This is a genomic window from Burkholderia sp. Se-20373, assembly GCF_017104705.1.
Lineage (GTDB): Bacteria > Pseudomonadota > Gammaproteobacteria > Burkholderiales > Burkholderiaceae > Burkholderia.
This window is the reverse complement of record NZ_JAAGPH010000006.1, coordinates 1-21,984: the sequence shown is the minus strand read 5'-3', so window position 1 is coordinate 21,984 and position 21,984 is coordinate 1. Positions and strand designations below refer to the sequence as shown.

The following is a 21,984-nucleotide window of genomic DNA, read 5'->3' as shown; positions in this document are numbered from 1 at the left end:
TCTCGGCCACTCTAACGACACCGCGTGAAGCCACAGGATTCGACCATGCAAACCGTTGCGGTACTGGACTTCGAAACAACCGGACTTTCGCCGAACATGGGCGACCGTGCGACCGAAATCGCCGTCATCCTGCTCCGGGACGGTGAAATCGTCGACCGTTTCCAGAGCCTGATGAATGCAGGCAGACGCATACCGTCGGATGTCGTCGCGCTGACCGGCATCACGAACGAGATGATCGCAGCGGCCCCGCCGGCGTCGACAGTCATGAAGGAAGCCGCGGCGTTCGTCGGCAAGCATGCGGTCGTCGCCCACAACGCCGGGTTCGACAAACGGTTCTGGCAATCCGAACTCGGGCTGCTTGGCGTGTCGGCCGAGCATGCCTTTGCGTGCACGATGCTCGTGGCAAGACGCATCTATCCGGATGCCCGGAGTCACCGCCTGTCGAACCTGGTGGATATGCTGCGGCTGCCGAAATCGGGCCGTGCGCACCGGGCGATGGTCGATGCCGAGATGGCCGGGCAGCTGTGGTGCAGGCTGCAGCAGGACATTGCGCGGACGTACGGACTGAATCGCATCGATCACGCGCTCATGACGCGTGTGCAAGCCACGGCGAAGGCGAAAGTGCCGATGTACCTGCGTTCGCTCATGGGTTCGCACGCGTGAGAATCGGTCGACGGACGCGAGTGATCGCCATCGGGCGCACAAAGAATTGCTGTTTTACGAATGCCGCACGACATTTCGTGACTCAGGTGACGCGTTAACGAAAAACGGCTTGGCAATCGCCAAGCCGTTTTTCGTTCCGGTCTGCGCCGGGACGGCGAACACGCTGAACCAGCCCTCCGCTCATGCCCTATCGCGACTTCAACTCCTGCGCGAATAGGAGCGCAGCATCGAACGCGGATTCAGCACGAACGCTTATTCCCACTCGATTGTCAATCGATGGGCTGAACCCTTGCGGAGACAGCGCTTCCACGCGGTCGCGTAGCGACGATACCGTCAAAGATACCGAAGAATCCGGCCGGCTGTTGCCGGTACTGGAGAGACCGCACCGGAAAATCAACGCATGTTTTCGTTGAAAATCCACGACGACCGCACATCTCGATGACGGCCTCTGTAGAGATACCGTCATCGATACCGTCGGGTCACACACGGGATCGCGCGGACTGCTACACGCGCTCCCGATGACAATTAACACTATGTCAGGTCGATCTGTGGCGGAGTATTCGCGAATCCCGGTCGCCTCACAGGCAACGTTCGCGAAATCCGTCCCTCCCTACGGGCGTGCCACACCCCGCGCGTGTATGTCGACAGCCGATTGCATGAACCGTTGATCGACCGTCGCGGAGATCCGCTGGGCCGTTTCATACAAAGCCGCGCCGATCTGCCTGTCCGACAGTGCGCTTGCTTCGCCCGACTGAGCCAGGTGCGGACAAGCGAGGATCGCGATGGCCGAACCGGACTTGTCGACGATCGGCGTCGCGATGTCGGTGATGCCGGGAATGCGTTCGTTGGGGCGGCAGAGATAGCCGTCGACCAGATGGGAGGGCAACGCTTCGTCGCCGTGCGGCGGACTCCTCAATTCGACATCGTGCCCGTCGGCCCGCGACAGCCGGGTCCGCACGTCTTCGTCCTGAAAGGCCTGGTACATCTCGCCCGCGGCGCTGCCGTGCAACGAAACCCGCGTCCCGACGCGGACCCCGATGTTCCATTCCGTTTCGGCGCCCGCCGTTGCTATGACGATCATCGTGTCGCCGTCGAATACCGTCAGGTAACACGACTGGACCGTCTGAAATGCGAACTGTTGCAGCAGCGGCGTGACGAGTGCACCCAGCGATCGCGTCGGCGCGTGATGCTGCCCGAGAAAGTAGAGCTTCATGGTCAACGCGTACCGGTCGTAGCGATCCACCCGGTAGATGTAACCGCGATCCTCGAGCACCTGCATCATCCGGTACAGCTCGCTTCGGCTGCGCTTCAACACGCGGCAGATGTCCGCCTGCGCCATGCCGTACTGGCGATCGATGAGCAGCTCGAGGATATCGAGCCCCTTCTCGAGCGCCGGCGCACGATATCTTGCCTTTTTTGCAGATCCCGTATCGACGAGATCCACGGCGTCACTTTCTGGATTCTGCATGGGCTGAAATTCCGGTCGTCAGGCAACGCCAGGATCACCGGGTCCGCGGTCCGGCGGGATCACAAGTTGGCGTGCCTGTCGCGTCATGAATCGACGAGTATGTTCGTGACGAGTATCGTGCGAGACAATGCGAGTCGACGTGTGACGCGCCCATCTCGAGTTCACGCGATCAGCTCAACAAGCCTGCTTTTCCGGCCACCATGGCTGCGGTGTTTCCCGAATCAGATAGTCATCCAGGTTCTTGTCGACGAGCCACTTGGGGCGTGCACCTTTTCCCGACCACGATCGGCCGGTGTCCGGATCGTAGTATTTTGCCGATGCCTTCTGTCGATTGGCCTTGACGAAACCCGCCGCCCGCAGCAACTCGATTTCCGTGATGTCGAACTGCTTGACGTGCTCGGCAATCTCCTCGAGCTTGACCTTCTTCTCCTTCTGCCTGGCTTCTTCGACAATCAGATTCAAGTGACCGAGCTGCTTTTGAAGCTCGCGAATCGTAGGACTCTTCATTTGATGCATTCCGGGATTAAGTCAACTTGCGGCCTTTCGGCGCGCGTAAGCGAGGCTGCATTTCCGTGACCGCATGACCCATCTCGCGGCACCCGATCCCAAAGACGGGGCGCAACGTCCCGATACATACGCGTCATACGGGACACGCCACCGACGTGAGTCTCGCACTCGCCCTGCTCGCCGTCGCACCAGGTTCTCGAGCGACGCCTGCGATTCACGACCGGGCTGAATTTATGGCATCCATTTACGCGGCACATACCACTCGAAGCATGATTCGTGCCATTGCCCCGCGCTCGGTTGCAATGCCACATAAAAACGTCGACGAACCAATGGCTTTTGTCGGTCGCTCAAAATATCTGAATAAAACCGGTTCCCGCGGCAAAACGTTTGCGTTCCGTCCGCGGCGCAGTCCGTTACGTAACGACACGTCGTAACACACACGTGACGAACGGGACATCGCCCCCCTCTCTCGTGAGCACTCGATCGAATCAACGATTAGGAATACGGATCAGATTTCGAAGAACTCATCCTGGGAAACGTTTCAGCCTGTCGCGTAGCCGGAACGCGAACGCTGCCGCATGGCCTGCGGCATGTCTTCGACGGCCACTTGATCGCTTTTGCACGCCGACAGTCGTTGCGGTCTTGCACGCAATCGCGCATCATCCCATCCTGACGCTGGCCGAACACAGCACGGCGAATCCGCTTCGGGCCACCCACCTCATCCATTGCCCAGACGCCCCCATCACATGTCCTCACCGATCCTTCCCGCCATCGTCGCCCTCCTGGCCGCGACAACGGTTGCACCGGCCAACGGCGCAGAATCCGCTCCGCTCAATCTTTGCGAGTTCGTGCCGGTATTCAACGAGAATTTCAGCGCGTTCCGCGTCTCGCCACGCACCTTGGGCGACGCACAATGGATCGCGCACACACCTTGGAATGGTGACTTCGGTGATGCCGCGTTCTCCGATCCGGGGCCTCAAGGGCCGTTCAGCGTGGTCAACGGCGAATTGCACATCACGGCGAGCCGCACGCCGCAGGGTCGCTGGCATTCCGGCCTGATCGCCGCGGCGGATGCTTCCGGCAATGGCCGCGGCGTGCGCTACGGATATTTCGAAGCCCGCATGAAGATGCCGCCCGGCCCCGGCACATGGCCGGCGTTCTGGTTGATGAGCCTCAAGCCCGTCGCTGACCCGGCGCCGCGCGTGGAAATCGATGTCGTCGAATACTACGGGCACGCAACAGATCGGTATTCCGCGTCGCTTCACGTGTGGTATCGCGGGGCGAACCAGAATCAGACGCGCCATGTCACGCATCGCAGTCCCGTTCCGGCCGGCTCGCTCGTCAACGGGTACCACGACTACGGGGTCCGCGTGCTGCCGGACAAGATCACGTACTACCTCGATCGCCGTCCCGTCTGGGAACAGGCGACGCCAGCCGAACTCGACACACCGCTCTATCCGCTCGTCAATCTTGCGCTGGGCTCGGGCTATCCGATCGACCAGACGCCCGACCCGTCGACGCTCGCCGTCAAATGGGTGCGGCTCTACGCGCTCGACGAAGCGGGCCGATCGAGCCGTTGTGCGCGGCCGAAAGAGCACTGATCGCGCCCCGGCCCGGGGCCGCCACGCGCTCAGCCGGCCGTGGACCAGGCCGGTTGCGGCGCCAGCGCCGTGCATGCCGCGAAGACCTCGAGCAGACGCTCGACCCATGCATTCGGTGACAGCCCCAGGTGGCGGGTCGCCGAGTGCGCGGCGATGCTCATCCTGCGCGTCGCATCGTCATCGCGCGCAATGCGGGCAATCGCACCCGCGAATGCCGCCTCGTCGGCGGGATCGCACGCGTCGCCGGCTCCACACGCAACAATATCGCCCGCCAGCAGTGCGGACTGCGCGACAACAACCGGCAACCCGCTCCACATCGCTTCCGCAGCCACGAGGCCATACGGTTCTGGATAGCGCGACGGCATCAGCAGCGCGCGCGCGGATTGCACCCGTTGCGCCACCTCGCCCGGCGCTAGATGGCCGCAGAACGTCACCTCCGGATACGCGGCACGCAACGTGGGCATCATCGGCCCGTCGCCGATGATGACGAGCCGTGCGCCTGCGCGTCGTGCCGCGCGCGCGGCCAGGTCCGGCCCCTTCTCCGATGCCAGCCGGCCCACGAACACGAACGTGTCATTGCGTTCCGCGGCGATGCGCGCGGTACTCCACGGCGTCACGGGGTTCGGCACGGTCTGCAGGCAATCGACCGGAATGCCACCGCGCTCGAGCGGTTCGCGCATCGAGTGGTGAATCATCAGGACGCGCGGCCCGGCGGAATCGAAGTGAAGCGTGTACGTTTGAACGGCCTGCCTGACCGTGCGCCACACTTTGTGCGCGTAGTGTCGCTTGTCGCAATCGCGCGTCACGCATGCCGCACCGAGCGGCACGCGCGTACAGACGGTACCGGCACGGTAGTCGGCAAATGCCCCGTTCGGGCACACGAGGAAGAAATCGTGCGCCGTAATCACGGTCCGCTCGCGTACGCGACGCAGCGCCGCGAACAAGGACGGCGACAGGATCTGGCTCCAGCCGTGCACGTGATAAACCGTGCCCGGCGTGTCGTGACGCGCAATCCACGCATTGAGCGTTCTGACCGTGTCCGGGTTGTACACGCCACGCCCCAACGCCGCGGCCCCCGCCTGCAGCAACCGGATGCCTCGCAGACAGACGACCTCGATACCGAGCGCGTCGAATTCCGGATTGGCGCCGTCATCGCCAGTGACGTACGTCACCTCGACGCCACGCGCCCGCATCAGGCGCAGTTCGAGTAACGCCAGCGCCGTCGCGCCGCCATTGGCGACCGACACGTCGTTGATGATCACCAGCCGTTCCTGCGGAACTGTATTCATACGAGCGACTCTCCCGGCACCCGTGCGCGACCGGCCGGCTGCCGCGATCTTGCCACCGCGCCCCTCAGCGCGGCGGCAAGATCGGCCACGTGCGCGCACGCGTCGTCGAGCACGGTGCGATGCACATGCGCGTCGACGCCCTCACCAAGTTGCCGCACAGCGAGCCCGACGACGGCGTCGATCGAATCGACTCCGACCGTACACAGGCAATGCCCGCGCCCGACGCCCGACAGAAACGACTCGAGCTTGACGTCCCACGCGAACCCGATCTGTGGGATCGCATACGAGAATGCGGCGATGTTCGCGTGAAGCCGGTGAGCCATCAGCAAGTCGAACGATGAAATCAGTCGCGCAAGGTCGGCCGGCGTCGCAGCACGGGGCGCGAAAGTGATTCGGCCAAGCCCGGCCGCCTCCGCGAGCATCGGTCGCAGTTCGCCGATGTATGCCTCGTCTTCGGGACTGCCATTGGCGAACACGACGAAACGCCATCCGTACGCGCTACCGGCACGCACGAGTGCGCGATACCACTCGGCTTGCGCGGCCGCCGATACGCGAATGCTGCCGCTGTGGTACTTGAGCGCGATTGGATGAGTGATACCCAGTCCGATCGTGGTGACTGCGTTATCCGGTGCCCGGTGTCGCGCGACATGCCGCGACACCAGGTGACCGGGATCGTGCACGACCTGCGCGGCGCGAATCCCGGCACCGCACAGGCGTGCCCGCCAGATCTCGGCCGAGCGTCGCTCGCGTACCGACGCATGAAACAGCGCAACTCCGCCGAGCGCACGCCGGAACAGCAGTTCGCCGCGCGATGTCCAGTCGCCGGATACGCCTACGCCGAAGACGGCGGCCGGCAAACCGAGATCGCGGACCTCCGCCATCGCCGCATCGAGCTTCATCGGGAAGTTCAGATCCGCATCGCTCAACAGATTGCCGCCGCCGACGATCACGGCGTCGACGCCGCACAACGCAGAACGCCAGCGCGGGCGCAGTTCCGTGTGCAACTTGTACCCGAGCACCGAATGCACGATCGCATGACGCACGACCCGCGGGCTGTGATGCATCAGCGTCAGTACCGATTTTCGGGAGATGGCACCGCAGGCGTAGTCGGTTCGGCCCGCGAGATCGATCACATGAATCTCGATGCCCGGCAACGCCGCCGCGAGTTCCGCCTCGAGACATTCGGACAGCATGCCGTCGCCGAGATTCGGACTGTACTTCACGTTGACGAGCGCGACGCGCGGTGCATGCGGCATTTCGTCGGCGCCGGGCGCCCCGTGGCGAACGTGGTTCTGCATGGTGGGATGATCGGGCAGCATTGTTGTGTCGCAGGACTTGTTCCCGGCTCGCTGGACGTTACCGTGTGAAAATGCGCGGCACGATGACGGAAAGGCATGCGAGCGGCAGCTTCGCGCTGCACATTCGCGGATGCGAAACCGACATCTGCATCGGATCTCTGCCGTCGCGCTCAGGTGACGATACGCTTTCACTATACCTTCCAGGCCCATTATGATTCGCATACCGTAACAAATATTAAAGGTTTGCGACGCTGAAGCAGTGATGTCAACGCCCACACGCGCGTGCCGGTTTCCGATGCCGTTCTGCCGCTCATAGCTGTGCGGCACGTTCCGGTGTCCGGCGTCCGCGCAACACGTCGACGAACGCAATCAGGTTTCCAGCCAGCCGGCCGCGCCGATCGATATAGGCTTCCGGCGCGATCGATTTCACCATGTTGGCCGCGAAGTTGCGCACGATCTGGCGGCACGCATCGTTACGCGACAGCGTCCCCTTGGCCATCATGTAGACCGGGTTCATGACTTGCGAGTAACCGAGCCGGCGTCCGGACACGCGGCCGCGCTTCACGCCCAGATGCACACCCACTGCACTGCCGAGTTTCACGAGCCTGCCGTGGCGTTGGGCGACCCGGGCACCAAAATCGAGATCCTCCAGCCAGCCGTACAGCACGAGCCGTTCATCGAAACGCAACGCGGCAACCGCCGACGCACGGAACGCCATGTTGCAGCCGTAAGGACTGTAGCCGTCCATGGTCCACCTCTGCGCGTCGCCCCGTACGGCAGCCAGCGCCCGCTTCGCATCGTCAATCGTGAGTCCGGGGCCGAGAATGCCGTCCGCAACGACGTGCCCCGTCACGCAGGCAAGCATCGGATCGCGCTCGAATGCGTCCGCAACCACGCACAGCCAGTCCGTTTGCGGAACGAAATCGTCGTCGAAAAACGCGACATAGTCCGTACCCGCCGGCATCCTGTCGAGGATCGCATTGCGTTGACGCGTCAAACCAGGCTCGACGAACACGACGGACAGATCATCGGCTTCGGCAAGTGCACCGATATCGTCCTGCCCCGTACATGCGACGATGATCGACGCCGGCCGAAGCGTCTGCGCACGCAGGCAGGCAACGATGTTCGCCAGCTCGGCGGGCCGGCCGCGCGTCGCGATGCCGGCACACACGCGCGATTCGCGCGATGTCGCGCGGTCATGCACGTTCACGGATCCGCTCTCGCGAACTTCCCATTCATGAGTCATCACATACCCTCGTTACTGGCGAATTCGGTTGTCGCCGACAGTCGTGGCCGGAACGCCGTCGAACCCGAAGATTTCCGTCAGCAGCTTCGCGCGCCACAGGCCGGCTGCCAGCACGCTCAGGATCGTCAACTCTCCGACCAGGCGCGCGCCTGCCATCCCGAGCGCACCCCATTGGCTCGCCAGCGGAATCGCGCATGCAAGGCTCACGACCGCGCCCAGCACGCCGGCCTGCGCAAGCAGGCGTTCGAGCTTGCGCGGAATCAGGAAATAGGCGCCGATCACCTGCGTGCATACGCTGACGGGAAGCACGAACACCATGAGATTCAACACCGGCACGCAGCGCTCGAAGCCAGCACCGAGCGCGAGCGGAATCAGCCATTCCGACAGCAGGACAGTCGCGACAGCCGCAAGCGCCGCCCCGGAAAAGAACCACACGAACACCCGCCGCATCAGACGATTCGCTCGCGCCGGATCGCTGCCGACCAGGCCGGTCAGTTTCGGCACCAGGATCTGCGCGGCCGGCGACATCACGCTCAATCCTGCAGCAACGAGCCGCTCGGCGACACCGAACGCGCTGACCTCGGACGCATGCGCCATGGTCGACAACAGGTACGTCGACGCGCCTGCCAGCAACACCGATGTACCGCCATAGACGAAGATGACCGTCGACCCGCGGATCAGGTCCACGGCACGCTTCAGGTTCGAGACGGCGCCGGCGAACTCTCGCCGGATCAGCCAGTACGCAAGCCCGAGCTGGACGACACTCGACGTCAGCAACAACGGAAATACCCGCTCGACATCGGACGGGTGATGCACGAAGCCGACGATCAGCGACAACGAAATCGCGAAGCCGACGACCTCGATCCGCACGCTCGCGATCGCGCGGCCGGTGCTGACGAGATACCATCCGACGTTGAATGCCGAGACCAGGCCCATGGCGATGACGACCGGCCCGCTCGACAAGTGCTGGCGAAACGCCAGCGACGCGCCGATCGCGATCGTGCCGGCGACGATGGCTGGCACGCACAGCAGCTGTCGGGCGATCACGTGGGTGCGCAGAATCTCGGCTCGCTCGGCGCTGCCTGCGGCATGCACGGTATCGCGCGCGCCGACCGTCGGAAAGCCGTAGCTCACGAACAGCCACAGCGAATTCGACAGCGAGGCGCCCGCCAGCACCAGGCCATAGCCGGTCGGGCCGAGCGCACGCCCGTAATACGGGAGCATGAACAACGGGTACAGATAGCGGAACATGTAGGCCACATAGACCGCCAGCAATTCCGTGCGAGACGAGGTGGTGTTCATGTCGCCCTCGGCTCCCGGTTCGATGCACGCCTGACGTTCAGTGCTCCGAACGCCGCCGCCGCAAACAGATAGACGCATGGGCCGAGGTCGAACACCGTGCCGGACAGCGTCGCGCCGATCAGCGCTGCGGCCAGCGCTTGAACGGCAGCGAAACTGACGATCCGGTCCGATGCCCACGTAGCAGGCCGCACGCGTACGCGCACGGTGCGGTAAAGGAACAGTCCGAACAACATCGCACCCAGCAGCCCGAGATTGCCGAGCGTCACCGCGACGAAGCTCGATGCCCTCGCGCTGCCCAGGCCGGCCCCCAATCCGAAGGTATCGACGAAGTTGATCAGCGACTGCATGTTCCACGCACTGCGTTCGACGCCCGAATCGCTGCTCATCTTGCTCGTCAACGTCCGGTTGATCACCTCGGACACGGCCGTCACGATCGGCGAATCGATGGCGACCAGTACGCATGCGATCAGCGCGACCGCCACGCAGGCCCCCGCCAGCATCCGGCACTTCCTTGCCTGGCTGTGACGGACGATCGCGCCGGAGCGGCTGGCCATGAAGACGACGAGATAGATCGACAGCCCCACATACCCGGTACTCGACGTCGACAGCAGCACGAACCCGGCCGTCAACAGCGCAAGCAATCCCGACAGGCTCCGCCGATAGCCGAGCAGCCAAAGATTCGCGGTGAACGCAAAGAGCGGCAACGAGAAGCCGGCAAATGCCGATGCCTCGGAGAAAGTTCCGCTGATCCGCCGCATGCCGCCGACCTCCGCGCCGTCCAGGATCGAGTACTGCGCGGTCTTCAGTGGATCCAGCAGACTGACGCCCGCCGCGCTGCCGAACAGATCGGCCGCCGCGGCGATCGCATTCAACGCGGTCAGGAACAGGAACGCATCCGCCACGGCCCGGCTGGCGTCGCGTCGCCGCATCACCATCGAGGCGGCCAGATAGAGCAGGCACTCACCGATCAGGTATGCGGACTGGCTCAGGTTTCCGGACACGGGGCCGAGCGGCTGCAGCATGAGTTGCGTCGTGCCGATGTTGGAACGATCGATGGAATAGACCGACGTGGTGTCGGCCAGCATGCGCGGAAACACGACAGCTGTCATGCACGCGTAGCCGGTCAACACCAGCAGCCAGAACCCGGGCGAGCCGACGCGCAGGCTGCTGCGGATCGCACGCGAATCTTCGAGGAACAGCGCACGTACGACGAACAGCGGCATCATCAGGCTGGCCGGCAACACGCCCAGCCCGCCGAATGCAACCGCCTCGGTCGCCCCGAACAGCGTGCTGGCCACCATCACGTAGACCGCCCACCGATAAGGCAGCACGAACGTCAGGATGCCGAGCGCGACGACGATCACGCCGAACAGGCTCAGCTCCACGATGGTTCGCCCCTTCCCGAGCCGGCGGCCATGTCGCGCGCCCCGGCCGCAGATGCCCGGTTGCGCAACGCTCTGGCCATCACCTCCAGCAGGCCGTCGCGAAAACGTTCGACCGTGAATCGCTGCGCGTTGGCGCGGCACACCCGTGGATCGAACCCGCCTGCCGCCTCGAAGCGCATCACCGCGTTGACGATGTCCGCGCTTTCCTGCCGGTCGAAGAACAACCCCGTGCGTGTGCTCGCGTCCGCGGATGCAATCACCGTCTCGAGCGCCCCGCCGCGCCCGTACGCGATGACCGGCGTTCCGCACGCCTGCGCCTCGACCGGCGTGATGCCGAAATCTTCTTCGGCAGCGAATACGAATGCCTTCGCCCGCTGCATGTAGTCGACGAGTACCGCATCCGGCTGATAGCCCAGCAGCGTGACGTTCGGCGTGGCGGCGGCCTTGACGCGCTCGAAGTCCGGCCCGTCGCCGATCACGACGAGGCGCCGTTCCGGCATGCGGGCGAACGCCTCGACGATGAGCGGCATGCATTTGTACGGCACCATGCGCGACGCCGTCAGATAGAAGTCTTCCTTCTGCGTGACCAGCGAAAATCGCCCGATGTCGACAGGCGGATAGACGACCGCCGCATCGTAGCCGTACACCTTGCGGATGCGTCTTGCGATGAAGCCGGAGTTCGCCACGAATGCATCGACGCCGTGCGCGGTACGCTGATCCCAGATGCGAATGTAGTGGAGCATCGCGCGCGCGATCCAGCCTTTCAACCCCGTCGCCAGGCCCGACTCGTTCAGGTACCGATGTTGGAGATCCCACGCATAACGGATCGGAGAGTGCACGTAGCTCATGTGCAGTTGATCCGGCCCGGTAATGACCCCCTTCGCGACCGCATGGCTCGATGAAATCACCAGGTCGTAGCCGGACAGGTCGAGCTGTTCGATCGCGAACGGCATCAACGGCAAGTACGCACGATAGGCCGATCGTGCGCGCGGCAGCCGCTGGATGAACGACGTGGTGGCGACCTTGCCGCGCAGCTTCTCGCGCTCGCTGTCCGGCAGGAAATCGACCACCGTGAACAGGTCCGCCTGCGGCCAGATGTTGAGGATCTCGGCGAGGACTTTCTCGGCGCCCGCATAGGTCGTCAGCCAGTCGTGCACGACGGCGACGCGACTGAAATGCCGTCCCGTCGCGTTATCGGTGTGCTGCGCGTCAGCCTGCGAACGCGTCGTGGCGTCACACATTGAAGTTGTACCGTTCATGCAGATCCTCGCCCGAGGGTTGTCCGTGACCGCCCGTCATGTCAGCCGGTCGCCAGTTCCATGCCGACATCCGTCATTCCTTGCCGTAATACGCTTGACTGTCGCGATTGTGGCGATAGCGCCCGTAGCCGTACGCGTAGCGCCCCGGCCGTACGCTGAGCCCGTTGAAGATCAAGCCGTGCGGAGACACGCCCACGTGACGCAGCCGCCGGATCGATTCCTTGATCTCGCCGTGTTTCGTCACGCCCTGACGCACCACCAGGAACGTCACGCCAGCGTGACCGGCCAGTTGCGCGGCGTCCGGAACCGCAAGAATCGGCGGGCCGTCGCACACGATCACGTCGTAGGTCGCCCCCAGTTCGGACAGAATCGCGCGCAGATCCGAATCGAACAGCGCGTCGCTCGCATTGATCTGCACGCTTCCCGTCGCGATGAAATCGACACCTTTCAGGATCTCGCGGTGCAATACGTCTTCGACGCGATGCGTGCCCTGCAACAGCTCGACGAGCCCGGCTCCCGGACCGACGGGAACCGTCCGCTGGAGTCCGCTTCGACGCAGGTCGGCATCGACCAGCAGCACGCGCTTTCCGGCCGAGCCCAGCACGCCGGCGAAATTCAGCGAGATGAAGGATTTCCCGACGGAAGGCGTCGGCCCGGTGATGAACACCATCCGGTTCGGCACGTCGGTCATCGCGAATTCCAGTGCGGTCCGGAAGCTGCGCAGGCTCTCGAGTGCCGGGTCCATCATCGCGTTGTGGGCGAGAATCAGCTCCCGGGACGGCGTATTCGCGACACGGCGTAGACGCGTCAGCGACGCTTCCTGGCGGCTATACGGCACCGTCGCATACACGGGCACGCCGCAGACGTGCTCCACCTCGATCGGGTCGTCGATCGAGTCGAACATGCGGCGACGGCTGAACGCAACCGTCGCGCCGATCAGCAACCCGAAGACTGCCGACCCGACGATCACGAGCAGGCGCTTCGGCCTGACCGGCTCCTCGGGAACCGCCGCCGTGTCGACCAGTCGCACGTTGCCGACCTTCCCTGCCTTGACGAGACGCAATTGCTCCTGCGTGTTGAGCAGGTTCGTATACAGCTCGGTTCCGACCTGCACGTCACGTTGCAATCGCAACACGTCCTGCTCGACGGGCGGCAACGCACGCGTACGTTGCTCGATCCCCCCGATTTCCGCCTGGGCCGTATCGAGCTGTGCATCGAGCGCACGGATGGCCGGATGTTCCGGCGTGAAGCGCGCCATCAGTTCGTCGCGTTTCTGCTTCAGCGTGGTCAGGCGCGACTGCGCATCGACCGAGCGCTGCAGCAGCGCAGTCGCTTCCTCATCGAGATTCAGCGTTCCATGCTGCGCGCGATACGCGTTGAAGCGATTTTCGGAGAGCTCGAGCTGACTCCTCAGCTCCGGCAACTGTGCGCTGAGGAAGCTGATCGATCGCTCGGCTTCCTCTGATTTGCGCCGCTCGTTCTGATGAACGTATTCGCTCCCCAGCGTGTTGAGGATCATCGCCGTCTTCACCGGGTCGGTCCCATCGAGCGTGACGCCGATCACGTCCGATTGCTTTCCTTTCTCCGCGATGTTCAGGCTCTGACGGAGATCCTCGATCGTCGTCAAGGTCGAATGCCGGCGCAGCACGAACGTGGCACCCGGCTTGCCGCGGACCGACGTGACCAGCAGCGAGAGCGGGCCGTCCCGCATGACCACCTTCAGCGGCACGCCGATCGTGCCGCCCGCGTCGACATCCGGGCCCGACAGACGGTACGTGTTGCCCGGCTGCAGCGTCATGACGAACGTTTCGCCATAGAGCTTGTCGGGCACGTCGAACCGGGCAACCGAGATGCGTTCGGTGCCGGTCACATAGCCGAACGGCAGCGGATCCGACAAACCGGTCGCATGCCGTGACAGCAATGACCCGATCAGCGGCACGTAGCGCGGATGCGCGTCGATGGCCAGCGACAGGGTGTCAACCACCTTGCTCGCCACCAGGCGCGACCTCAGCACCTCGATTTCCGACGATGCCTGGGTCTTGACATCGAACATCGACGAAATGTCGCCGAGCATGCTCTTTGCCGAATTCGTGTTCTCTTCGACCTGCACCAGGATATCGGCCCGATAGACCGGTACCCCGAGAAACGCATAGGTCGTACCGATCAACAGCGTCAATCCCGTGACGAGCGCGATCAGCCGCCGGTTGTCGTAAAGCGCGTCGAGATAACTCGCGACCGTCCCGGACGGCCCGTCGTCCGGTTCCGCGTAACGCACTGGCGCATCAAGATGGTTCATGGGTCGTTTCCTGCAATGTTTGGGTATGACGGGTGACACCGGCCAGCAGACCGGACCAGTACCTGACGCCCGTCGTCAATCGCTCGACCGTCGCTGCGTACGCCGCACTGTCGAGCCGGTAGGGATCCGCCACGTCCCCGTCCGGCAGCAGACGGCAGACACGTTGGGAGACGGACGGGTAGCGGTGTACGATGACCTGGCGCTGACGTTCGCTCATCGTCAGCACAAGCGCGGACGACTCGACCATCCAGCGTGCCAGCAGTTGCGAGCGATGCTGGCCGAGGTCGAGGCCGATACGCCGCATGACGGCGATCGCAGCCGGGTCAGCGCCCATTCCGGGCATCGCGTCGACGCCGGCCGACATCACGTGCACACCCTCCAGCACGCGTCGAAACAGGGCCTCTGCCATCGGGCTTCGGCACACGTTCGCAGTGCAAACCAGGAGCAGACGGTCCATGTCAGAACGCGATATTTCGGCCGGTCGCGAGCGTCTGCGCGCTAGGCAGGAACATGCCCACCACGCGGCTCCAGCGCACCAGCGACGACGCATCGACGAAGACCACGTCGTCCGGCATCAGATCGAAATCGTTCGCGAGCGCCATCGCTGCCGGCGACGTCGCATTCAGGTGGAAGACCGTCGGCGTACCGCCGCGCCGGCTACGCACGACATAGACCTGGCTCGCATCGCCCGAATACGGACTGACGCCGCCCGCATAGCCGAGCGCGTCATTCAGCGTCAGGCGGCCGTTGTTGAACGTCGCCGTCATCGTGTGCCCGACCTCGCCGAGCACGAACACCTTGCTGTCGCTGACGGGATAGACGCGTACGAGATCGCCGCTTTGCAGCAGGATCCGGTCGGGGTTGAGTCCCTGCTCGATCATGCGCGGCAGGTTCACGGTCACGGTCGCCTCTCCGCGCGTGACCGCGACACGTGCGCGATCGCCGTTCGACGTGAATCCTCCTGCGCGATTGATCGCTTCGGGCAACGTCATCGGCAGGTCGTTCATCACCTGGAGGCCGGGGATGCGGACTTCGCCGTCGAGATAAATGCGCCGGCTGCGATACGCCTGGATCCGCAAGGTCACCTGCGGATCCCGGATATAACGCGCCAGGTGGCGCGCAAGCATGTCGCGCGCCTGCAACTCCGTGAGCCCGCCGACCTTGACGGGGCCGACGTACGCGAATTGCACCACCCCGTTCGTGTCGACCGTATAGCCGGAAACGATCGCATTCGAGCCGGTCGTATCGATGCCGTTCGATGTCGCGACGACGGGCATGTTGAGTTCCGGGTGATCCCATACGACGATGCTGAGGACATCGCCGGGCCCGAGCGTGTACGGGCGCGCCTGCTGGAACAGCGAAAGCACGTCGTTCGGGATCGGCGGCCCGGCCTGTGCCCGCGTCTGGTCGATCAGCGTGGCATCGATCTCGACGAGCGCGCCGGCGGGCGGTGCATCTTCGGTTGTCGTGCCGCCCGTCGTAGCGGCAAGTGACGCCGCATGCGTCGCCCGGCCACAGGCCCCCGACGGATCAGCAGAGACGCCGGCCGGACACCCGCCGCGAAAAGTCATGCCAGGTGCAAACGCGCAGCCGCCGAGCCACGTCAGCGCGAGTGCGACCGACAAGATTCCGCCGCATTGTGCAACCCGGCGACGTACGTTCCGCGCTTCCTTCGATACGACGGACAGTGCTATCGTTCGAATACCGATCAGATGGTCAGTCATCCTTTTTGGCCTATGTGTTGGATGGCGGTTCGAATCGATCCTCCACCGTCTTCTGTCAATCACGCGCATCGCAAAGCAACCGCACGCCCTGGCATATCCGCACTCACCCCGAAACGATCTCGCTTCTTGCCATTTCATGAAAATCCCGCACCTGCTTGCTGTTGCAACGAGCATTTCGCTCAGCGTCACCGCCCTTGCACAGTTCCCTGCCTCCACCTCTGCCGTCAAACGCGTGCCCCACGCCGCCCGCATCACGCAGACCGAGGCGATGCTTCCGGTTCCGGCCAGCACGGCAAGCGACGCCGCGTCGTCAGCCAGACCCGCCGCACCGAAGCTGTCGGGGGCGACGGGCAAGCATCACGCACCGCTGACGCGTCGCCAGCACCTCGCCCGTTACCGCGACCGGAACAGCGGCGCCGCAAGCAGCACGGCTGGCGACCCGTACCAATACGACGGCTGGTCGGCATCTTCGGTTTACGCGAATCCCGCCCCCAGTTCGCCGTGATGCCACTGCGTCGCGAGCCGGCCTCGCGACATCGATCGCGCACGCCATGCCGCCGTCAGTACGCCCCCTCCCGTCGCATCACGACCTTGACGGTGCGCAGCAAGATGCCGAAGTCGAGCAAGGGCGACCATTGCTTTACATACGACACGTCGAGCGATACGCGCTGCGCGTAGTCGACATTACTGCGTCCGCTCACTTGCCATAGCCCGGTAATGCCAGGCGTGCTCATGAGGTAGTAGTGCGCATCGCTGCCATAGCGCGCGAGTTCCTGGTCGACGATCGGGCGCGGGCCCACGAGGCTCATTTCACCGCGCAGCACATTCCACAACTGAGGCAGTTCGTCGAGGCTGGTCCGTCGCAGGAAATGCCCGACCGGCGTGATGCGCACGTCGTTCTTCAGCTTGAAGTCCCTCATCCATTCCGCGCGCGCTTCCGGATCGCGGGCGAGCGTGTCGCGCAACACTTCGTCGGAATTGACGACCATCGTGCGGAATTTCAGGCACCGGAAACGCGTTCCGTCACGGCCGACACGGACATGCCCGAAGAATGCCGGACCGCCATCCCGCTTCACCAAAATAATTAGTATTACGAATAATGGCACCAGAATAAAAAGGAGCGGAATCGAAAGCGCGAGGTCGAAAACGCGCTTGAACACGAACCGCATCATGCGAGAAGCCACCACCGGCCCTTGTGCCGCCACACTGCGCGCCCGCCGGCCGAAACGCACGACCAGCTTGAGCACCGCGAGCGCGAGCGTGCGGGCCAGCAGCATCCCGATCCCGCTGGTAATCGTCCAGTAGACGAACCAAAGTCCGCGCACCAGATGCAGCCGGTGCAGTACGAAGAGCAATGCATATCCGCCGGCCTGCACGATTAGCCAGGCGACAATCGCTCGACTCATCAGGTTGACCGCCGAGCGTCCGCGAGTACCGCGATACAGCCCGCATGCCGGAAACACGGACAACGCGAGCGCAACCGCGAAAGCCACGAGCAAGCCATCGAATCCGGTGTGCGACAGGCCGTCCGCCGGAAACCCGAAATGCAATGCCCCAAAGGCGCCGACCACGATCAACGCACCGTCGATCACGCGCAAGAAGAACCCGTCCATCATTGACCCCGACATGTACGAAATATCGATTAATTATTTATTTCGCAATACTAATTTTATGACTTGACTGGATTATTGGAATCGAGATACGGCTACGCGTACGCCCGCATGCCGGCAGATCGGCTCTGCTGGAACCTGCTGGGACGTTCCTTTGCGGCAAGGATGACGTCGCTCCCGGACAGGCCTGAATCGGTTGGCCTGCCGGAGCGATCAATGGTGCGAATGTCCGGATTCGACCGCTTCGCCCCCGCGTCGCGTCCGGATTTCGGAATGTGGTTTCGATTCATGATTGGTCTATCGTTTTGGTATTCGTTACTGCGGCACGCATCGTTCAATGCACAATCCGTGCCACTGTTCCGGATTTTCGTGCTGCATCGCAAAAAAATACCAATGAAACAACGACCTATGATTTTTATTAAAAACGTCTGATTAATTGAGCTTCCACGCGTAAAACGTTTGCGAATCGGGAATCTTGTCGCCCGTTACGTAACGACACCCCGTAACGCACACACGACGGAAATAACGCCGGCAATTCGATTCCATGTGTCTGACGCGGGCGAATGAGGGGGATATTTCGATGTCACCGGAAATCTTCCGGTTATTTTCCTGCATCGGATCTGGACAGGCGGTTCACTGGCGAACAAAAGGAAACGACTGTGCATTTCCGGTTTCCGCCTGAAATCAATTGGCCGATAAGTGACGACCGTCGCGAAGACTTGCGCTGACGCGCATCTGCACCTCGCTTCGGTGTCGGTGAAATGAAATCGATCGTCACGGCCGCATGAACGTGCGCATCAGGTCGGCTTGCGCTGGCGAACCGGCTCGCCCTCGAGCAGCACCGCCCCTCGTCCGCGCTTGCTCAACGCATTGCCCGGGTTCCTCAGCAGGCAATCCTTCATCGGCAGACACCCGCAACCGATGCCCCCGTCCATCTGGTCGCGCAACTGAGGCCGGGCGAAAAAAATGGAAGCCAACGTTTCGTAGTATCGAGAAACCGAGGCATGCATGAATCGAATTCCAGGAGCGGTTTGCTTCGCGTCGAAGCGTTCAAGCTGGCGCTGACTGAAGGTGTTGCGGTATCGGAAGCTTCCCGACGGTTGTCAATCCCAATCAAGGCGCTGGCAAACTGGGTTCCCGCGGCGAAGGACGGTAAACTGAAAGATGTCGGTCAACGCAAGAAGCCACTGACGGAATTGGAAGCCGAGCTGGCGCAGATCAAGCGCGAACTGGCCGAGGTCAAAATGGAGTCCGATCTCCCAAAAAAAGTTCGCGACGTACTTCGCGAAGGAGTTGCGGTGAAGTACGGCGTGATTGAACACATGCGACAGGACTATCCCAAGCCGCCGATGCGCTGCGTGCTGGGCGTATCGATCAGCGGTTGCTATGGATGGCGCAAGCGCGAGGCATCCGAAAGAACGCAGCAGGGACCTCGCCTGGAGGCCGAGGAGCTCGCCGCCCATAAGCGAGCCCTGGAACGTTTCGGCCCCGAGTGACTGCAGCAAGATCTCGAGAACGTGGCGTGCAAGTCGGCGTGCACCGGATCAAGCGGCTGCGCAGAAAACTGGGACTGCGCTACAAAGGCCACGACGAACTCGAAGCACGACCTGCCTCTCGCGCCGAATCTGCTGAACCAGGATTTCTCGGTGACGGCGCAATGACGAGAGCGCAGGCAAACGCCGCAGCACTCGTGTCCGCAAGAGCGGTACATGGTTAAAGACTGCACTGGTGACGGCCGCATGGGCAGCCGTGCGCGCGAAAAACACCTAGCCTCCTCGAAGTACTTCCCCGCCCACTTACCAAACGTCAACGCCTCCGCTGCGTCGACGCGTTTTTCAACCTTCGCACGTGATGGACTTTCCCCGCGCTGAATCGCCCGAGCAGCCTGGTCGCGTAGGATGCGAGCCTCAGAAAGACTGATTGCCATTCCAAGTCCGAGCTCGTCTGGTTTGCGTGGCTTTCGCGCTGACAGTGATGCATCGTACCGACCGATAACCACGGTTTCGCGGCGACCGTTTAGTCGGTAGTCGTACCTGAGGCTCACGCCCCCCCACGGCATCACCGCTGCATATAGCCCGCGATGATCGGCGACCTAATAGATTTTCTCGGTTGGCCTCAGAGCGCGCAGCGTCGTGTCTGTGAGCATATTGCCTCCTCAAACGCATACCGTCGGCCGATACCGTCAAACCGATTTGACGGTATCGGACAAGGTCGTCCGAGGAGGAAACATCGATACCGTCAGCGGTACCGACATTTCCACATGGCATTGCGCGGATCGCAGCGGATCGCAGCGAACAATAACCCGCTGTTTTTTAACGAAAAAACAGCGGGAAAACTGAACTCCCGGAACGACTTGGGAGCAGTCTAGATCATTCCCACTCGATCGTCGCCGGCGGCTTCCCCGAGATGTCGTACACCACACGGTTGATCCCGCGCACCTCGTTGATGATCCGGTTCGACGCGCGGCCGAGCAGCGCGTACGGCAGGTGCGCCCAGTGCGCGGTCATGAAGTCGGTCGTCTGCACCGCGCGCAGCGACGTCACGTAGTCGTACGTGCGGCCATCGCCCATCACGCCCACCGACTTCACTGGCAGGAACACCGCGAACGCCTGGCTCGTCAGGTCGTACCAGCTCTTGCCGACATCGGCTTCGCCGCACAGGCCGGCAGCCGCATCGTGCGCGGTCGCGGTCGTGTTGCGCAGTTCCTCGATGAAGATCGCGTCCGCGCGGCGCAGCAGGTCCGCGAACTCGCGCTTCACTTCGCCGAGGATCCGCACGCCGAGGCCCGGGCCCGGGAACGGATGGCGATACACCATCTCCGGCGGCAGGCCGAGCGCAACGCCCAGCTCGCGCACTTCGTCCTTGAACAGGTCGCGCAGCGGTTCGAGCAGCTTGAGGCCGAGCGTTTCCGGCAGGCCGCCGACGTTGTGGTGGCTCTTGATCGTCGTCGCCTTCTTCGTCTTCGTGCCGCCCGATTCGACCACGTCCGGGTAGATCGTGCCCTGCGCGAGCCACTTCGCCTTCAACAGCTTCTGCGCCTCGGCCTGGAACACCTCGACGAACTCGCGGCCGATGATCTTGCGCTTCGCTTCCGGATCGGTCACGCCGGCCAGGTGGCCGAGGAACTGTTCGGACGCGTCGACGTGCACGACCTTCGCATGCAGGCGGCCCTCGAACATGTCGAGCACCATCTTGCCTTCGTTCAGGCGCAGCAGGCCGTGGTCGACGAACACGCAGGTGAGCTGGTCGCCGATCGCGCGATGGATCAGCGCAGCGGCGACGCTCGAATCGACACCGCCCGACAGGCCGAGAATCACTTCCTCGTCACCGACCTGCTCGCGGATCTTCGCGACGGCTTCCTCGATGTGGTTGCTCATGATCCAGTCGGGCTTCGCGCCGGCGATCTGCAGCACGAAGCGCTCGATGATCTGGCGGCCCTTCACCGTGTGCGTGACTTCCGGATGGAACTGCACCGCGTAGTAGCCGCGCGCCTCGTCGGCCATGCCGGCGATCGGGCAGCTCGGCGTCGACGCCATCAGCGCGAAGCCCGGCGGCAGTTCGGCAACCTTGTCGCCGTGGCTCATCCAGACCTTCAGCATCCCGTGGCCTTCGTCCGTCTTGAAGTCCTCGATGCCGTCGAGCAGGCGCGTGTGGCCGTGTGCGCGCATTTCCGCGTAACCGAATTCGCGGTGGTCGCTCCACTCGACCTTGCCGCCGAGCTGCACGGCCATCGTCTGCATGCCGTAGCAGATGCCGAGCACCGGCACGCCAAGATCCCACACGGCCTGCGGCGCGCGCAGCTGATGGTCTTCGTACGTGCTGGCGTGGCTGCCCGACAGGATCACCGCCTTCGGCGCGAACTCGCGGACGAAGTCGTCGGACACATCGTTCGGATGGATTTCGCAGTAGACGTGCGCTTCGCGCACGCGTCGCGCAATCAGTTGGGTGACTTGCGAACCGAAGTCGAGAATCAGGATTTTGTCGTGCATGGCTGCGGACGGGATGAAGAGAATAAGAAAAGCAGCGCATCATTTTCATCATGCGCTGCGTCAATAGCATGGACAGCGGCGTCGGGCGGAAGGCAGCACGCTCGACGCATGGCCGGTCAATCCTGCATCGGCGGGCGCTCGTCGAGTGCGACGGTGCCGGACGACGATGGGCCGGATGCGGCCGGTGACGACGATGCAGCGGACGCTGCGGGACGGCTGACGACGGGTTCGACACGCTGCGGTGCCGGCGACGACGCGGGCGCCATCGCCGGCTCGGCCGGACGATGCGCAGGCGCGCACGCCTCGAGCGCCTGCTCCCGCGCCGCGAGCGCAGGCGCCCGAGGCGA

17 protein-coding genes and 5 pseudogenes are annotated in these 21,984 nt (G+C 63.4%); 6 read left to right on the top strand and 16 right to left on the bottom strand.

The annotated features are described in order from the left end of the window. The first annotated feature begins 45 nt into the window (after positions 1 to 45). On the top strand, positions 46 to 663 hold the full coding sequence (locus tag G3N96_RS03225; protein ID WP_206136213.1) for a 3'-5' exonuclease: 618 nt from the start codon (positions 46 to 48) through the stop codon (positions 661 to 663). Between the two features lie 610 nt (positions 664 to 1,273). Here G3N96_RS03225 and G3N96_RS03220 read toward each other — a convergent pair. Together G3N96_RS03220 and G3N96_RS03215 are read right to left on the bottom strand one after the other, a co-directional pair. Further along, positions 1,274 to 2,131: an IclR family transcriptional regulator gene (locus G3N96_RS03220; protein WP_124584529.1), complete on the bottom strand. Its 858-nt coding sequence runs from the start codon at positions 2,129 to 2,131 to the stop codon at positions 1,274 to 1,276. A gap of 174 nt (positions 2,132 to 2,305) precedes the next feature. Then, positions 2,306 to 2,638 carry an H-NS histone family protein gene (locus G3N96_RS03215; protein ID WP_206136212.1) on the bottom strand — a complete coding sequence of 111 codons (333 nt, stop codon included), beginning with the start codon at positions 2,636 to 2,638 and terminating at the stop codon, positions 2,306 to 2,308. A gap of 155 nt (positions 2,639 to 2,793) precedes the next feature. On the opposite strand from G3N96_RS03215, the gene G3N96_RS03210 reads away from it, so the two are divergent. Next, on the top strand, positions 2,794 to 3,072 hold the full coding sequence (locus G3N96_RS03210) for a hypothetical protein (protein WP_124584533.1): 279 nt from the start codon (positions 2,794 to 2,796) through the stop codon (positions 3,070 to 3,072). Positions 3,073 to 3,384: 312 nt separating this feature from the next. Further along, entirely contained in the window at positions 3,385 to 4,239 is an 855-nt protein-coding gene (locus G3N96_RS03205; RefSeq protein WP_124584612.1) for a glycoside hydrolase family 16 protein, read from the top strand. Positions 4,240 to 4,268: 29 nt separating this feature from the next. Here the strand turns inward: G3N96_RS03205 and G3N96_RS03200 are convergent, their stop codons facing one another. The 9 genes from G3N96_RS03200 to G3N96_RS03160 form a co-directional block, all read right to left on the bottom strand. Continuing rightward, complete coding sequence (locus G3N96_RS03200; protein ID WP_206136211.1) at positions 4,269 to 5,528, bottom strand: glycosyltransferase family 4 protein; 1,260 nt, start codon at positions 5,526 to 5,528, stop codon at positions 4,269 to 4,271. Beyond that, positions 5,525 to 7,153, bottom strand: coding sequence for a polysaccharide pyruvyl transferase family protein (locus G3N96_RS03195; RefSeq protein WP_346778872.1), 1,629 nt, complete (start codon positions 7,151 to 7,153; stop codon positions 5,525 to 5,527). The genes G3N96_RS03200 and G3N96_RS03195 overlap by 4 nt, the downstream gene beginning before the upstream one ends. After that, the gene (locus tag G3N96_RS03190; RefSeq protein ID WP_124584537.1) at positions 7,137 to 8,072 is read right to left on the bottom strand and encodes a glycosyltransferase family 2 protein; all 936 of its coding nucleotides are present in this window, start codon (positions 8,070 to 8,072) and stop codon (positions 7,137 to 7,139) included. Before G3N96_RS03190 ends, G3N96_RS03195 begins: the two co-directional genes overlap by 17 nt. Before the next feature lie 12 nt (positions 8,073 to 8,084). Then, positions 8,085 to 9,374: an oligosaccharide flippase family protein gene (locus tag G3N96_RS03185; RefSeq protein WP_206136210.1), complete on the bottom strand. Its 1,290-nt coding sequence runs from the start codon at positions 9,372 to 9,374 to the stop codon at positions 8,085 to 8,087. Beyond that, the gene (locus G3N96_RS03180; protein WP_124584541.1) at positions 9,371 to 10,759 is read right to left on the bottom strand and encodes an O-antigen ligase family protein; all 1,389 of its coding nucleotides are present in this window, start codon (positions 10,757 to 10,759) and stop codon (positions 9,371 to 9,373) included. The genes G3N96_RS03185 and G3N96_RS03180 overlap by 4 nt, the downstream gene beginning before the upstream one ends. After that, the gene (locus G3N96_RS03175) at positions 10,750 to 12,000 is read right to left on the bottom strand and encodes a glycosyltransferase family 4 protein (RefSeq protein ID WP_241022454.1); all 1,251 of its coding nucleotides are present in this window, start codon (positions 11,998 to 12,000) and stop codon (positions 10,750 to 10,752) included. Before G3N96_RS03175 ends, G3N96_RS03180 begins: the two co-directional genes overlap by 10 nt. A gap of 91 nt (positions 12,001 to 12,091) precedes the next feature. Then, entirely contained in the window at positions 12,092 to 14,314 is a 2,223-nt protein-coding gene (locus tag G3N96_RS03170; RefSeq protein ID WP_124584545.1) for a GNVR domain-containing protein, read from the bottom strand. Further along, on the bottom strand, positions 14,301 to 14,771 hold the full coding sequence (locus G3N96_RS03165) for a protein-tyrosine-phosphatase (RefSeq protein WP_124584547.1): 471 nt from the start codon (positions 14,769 to 14,771) through the stop codon (positions 14,301 to 14,303). The genes G3N96_RS03170 and G3N96_RS03165 overlap by 14 nt, the downstream gene beginning before the upstream one ends. A 1-nt stretch (position 14,772) precedes the next feature. Then, the gene (locus G3N96_RS03160) at positions 14,773 to 15,885 is read right to left on the bottom strand and encodes a polysaccharide biosynthesis/export family protein (RefSeq protein ID WP_124584615.1); all 1,113 of its coding nucleotides are present in this window, start codon (positions 15,883 to 15,885) and stop codon (positions 14,773 to 14,775) included. Between the two features lie 289 nt (positions 15,886 to 16,174). Between G3N96_RS03160 and G3N96_RS03155 the strand changes: the two genes are divergently transcribed. Further along, positions 16,175 to 16,543, top strand: a complete 369-nt coding sequence (locus G3N96_RS03155; protein ID WP_206136208.1) for a hypothetical protein — start codon at positions 16,175 to 16,177, stop codon at positions 16,541 to 16,543. Between the two features lie 55 nt (positions 16,544 to 16,598). On the opposite strand, the gene G3N96_RS03150 is transcribed toward G3N96_RS03155, so the two are convergent. Further along, a complete protein-coding gene (locus tag G3N96_RS03150) occupies positions 16,599 to 17,651 on the bottom strand; it encodes a sugar transferase (protein WP_206136207.1) in 1,053 nt (350 codons plus the stop codon). Positions 17,652 to 18,445: 794 nt separating this feature from the next. Next, a pseudogene (locus tag G3N96_RS03145) lies at positions 18,446 to 18,598 on the bottom strand (redox-sensitive transcriptional activator SoxR); the annotation flags it as partial. Between the two features lie 58 nt (positions 18,599 to 18,656). On the opposite strand from G3N96_RS03145, the pseudogene G3N96_RS03140 reads away from it, so the two are divergent. After that, positions 18,657 to 19,303, top strand: a pseudogene (locus tag G3N96_RS03140) (transposase); the annotation flags it as partial. Further along, a pseudogene (locus tag G3N96_RS03135) lies at positions 19,302 to 19,415 on the top strand (transposase); the annotation flags it as partial. The pseudogenes G3N96_RS03140 and G3N96_RS03135, both read left to right, overlap by 2 nt. A gap of 1 nt (position 19,416) precedes the next feature. Here the strand turns inward: G3N96_RS03135 and G3N96_RS03130 are convergent. The 3 genes and pseudogenes from G3N96_RS03130 to G3N96_RS03120 all read right to left on the bottom strand — a co-directional run. After that, positions 19,417 to 19,794 (bottom strand): annotated as a pseudogene (locus G3N96_RS03130) (Arm DNA-binding domain-containing protein); the annotation flags it as partial. Between the two features lie 223 nt (positions 19,795 to 20,017). Beyond that, entirely contained in the window at positions 20,018 to 21,637 is a 1,620-nt protein-coding gene (gene guaA, locus G3N96_RS03125; RefSeq protein WP_206136206.1) for a glutamine-hydrolyzing GMP synthase, read from the bottom strand. 116 nt (positions 21,638 to 21,753) lie between these two features. After that, positions 21,754 to 21,984, bottom strand: a pseudogene (locus G3N96_RS03120) (hypothetical protein); the annotation flags it as partial.

Bases quoted from the DNA above. Each gene is read 5' to 3' on its own strand.
- G3N96_RS03175 (WP_241022454.1), bottom strand. From the start codon at position 12,000: ATGTGTGACGCCACGACGCGTTCGCAGGCTGACGCGCAGCACACCGAT.
- guaA (WP_206136206.1), bottom strand. From the start codon at position 21,637: ATGCACGACAAAATCCTGATTCTCGACTTCGGTTCGCAAGTCACCCAA.
- G3N96_RS03200 (WP_206136211.1), bottom strand. From the start codon at position 5,528: ATGAATACAGTTCCGCAGGAACGGCTGGTGATCATCAACGACGTGTCG.
- G3N96_RS03215 (WP_206136212.1), bottom strand. From the start codon at position 2,638: ATGAAGAGTCCTACGATTCGCGAGCTTCAAAAGCAGCTCGGTCACTTG.
- G3N96_RS03220 (WP_124584529.1), bottom strand. From the start codon at position 2,131: ATGCAGAATCCAGAAAGTGACGCCGTGGATCTCGTCGATACGGGATCT.
- G3N96_RS03225 (WP_206136213.1), top strand. From the start codon at position 46: ATGCAAACCGTTGCGGTACTGGACTTCGAAACAACCGGACTTTCGCCG.
- G3N96_RS03205 (WP_124584612.1), top strand. From the start codon at position 3,385: ATGTCCTCACCGATCCTTCCCGCCATCGTCGCCCTCCTGGCCGCGACA.
- G3N96_RS03170 (WP_124584545.1), bottom strand. From the start codon at position 14,314: ATGAACCATCTTGATGCGCCAGTGCGTTACGCGGAACCGGACGACGGG.
- G3N96_RS03165 (WP_124584547.1), bottom strand. From the start codon at position 14,771: ATGGACCGTCTGCTCCTGGTTTGCACTGCGAACGTGTGCCGAAGCCCG.
- G3N96_RS03190 (WP_124584537.1), bottom strand. From the start codon at position 8,072: ATGACTCATGAATGGGAAGTTCGCGAGAGCGGATCCGTGAACGTGCAT.
- G3N96_RS03155 (WP_206136208.1), top strand. From the start codon at position 16,175: ATGAAAATCCCGCACCTGCTTGCTGTTGCAACGAGCATTTCGCTCAGC.
- G3N96_RS03160 (WP_124584615.1), bottom strand. From the start codon at position 15,885: ATGACTTTTCGCGGCGGGTGTCCGGCCGGCGTCTCTGCTGATCCGTCG.
- G3N96_RS03185 (WP_206136210.1), bottom strand. From the start codon at position 9,374: ATGAACACCACCTCGTCTCGCACGGAATTGCTGGCGGTCTATGTGGCC.
- G3N96_RS03150 (WP_206136207.1), bottom strand. From the start codon at position 17,651: ATGGACGGGTTCTTCTTGCGCGTGATCGACGGTGCGTTGATCGTGGTC.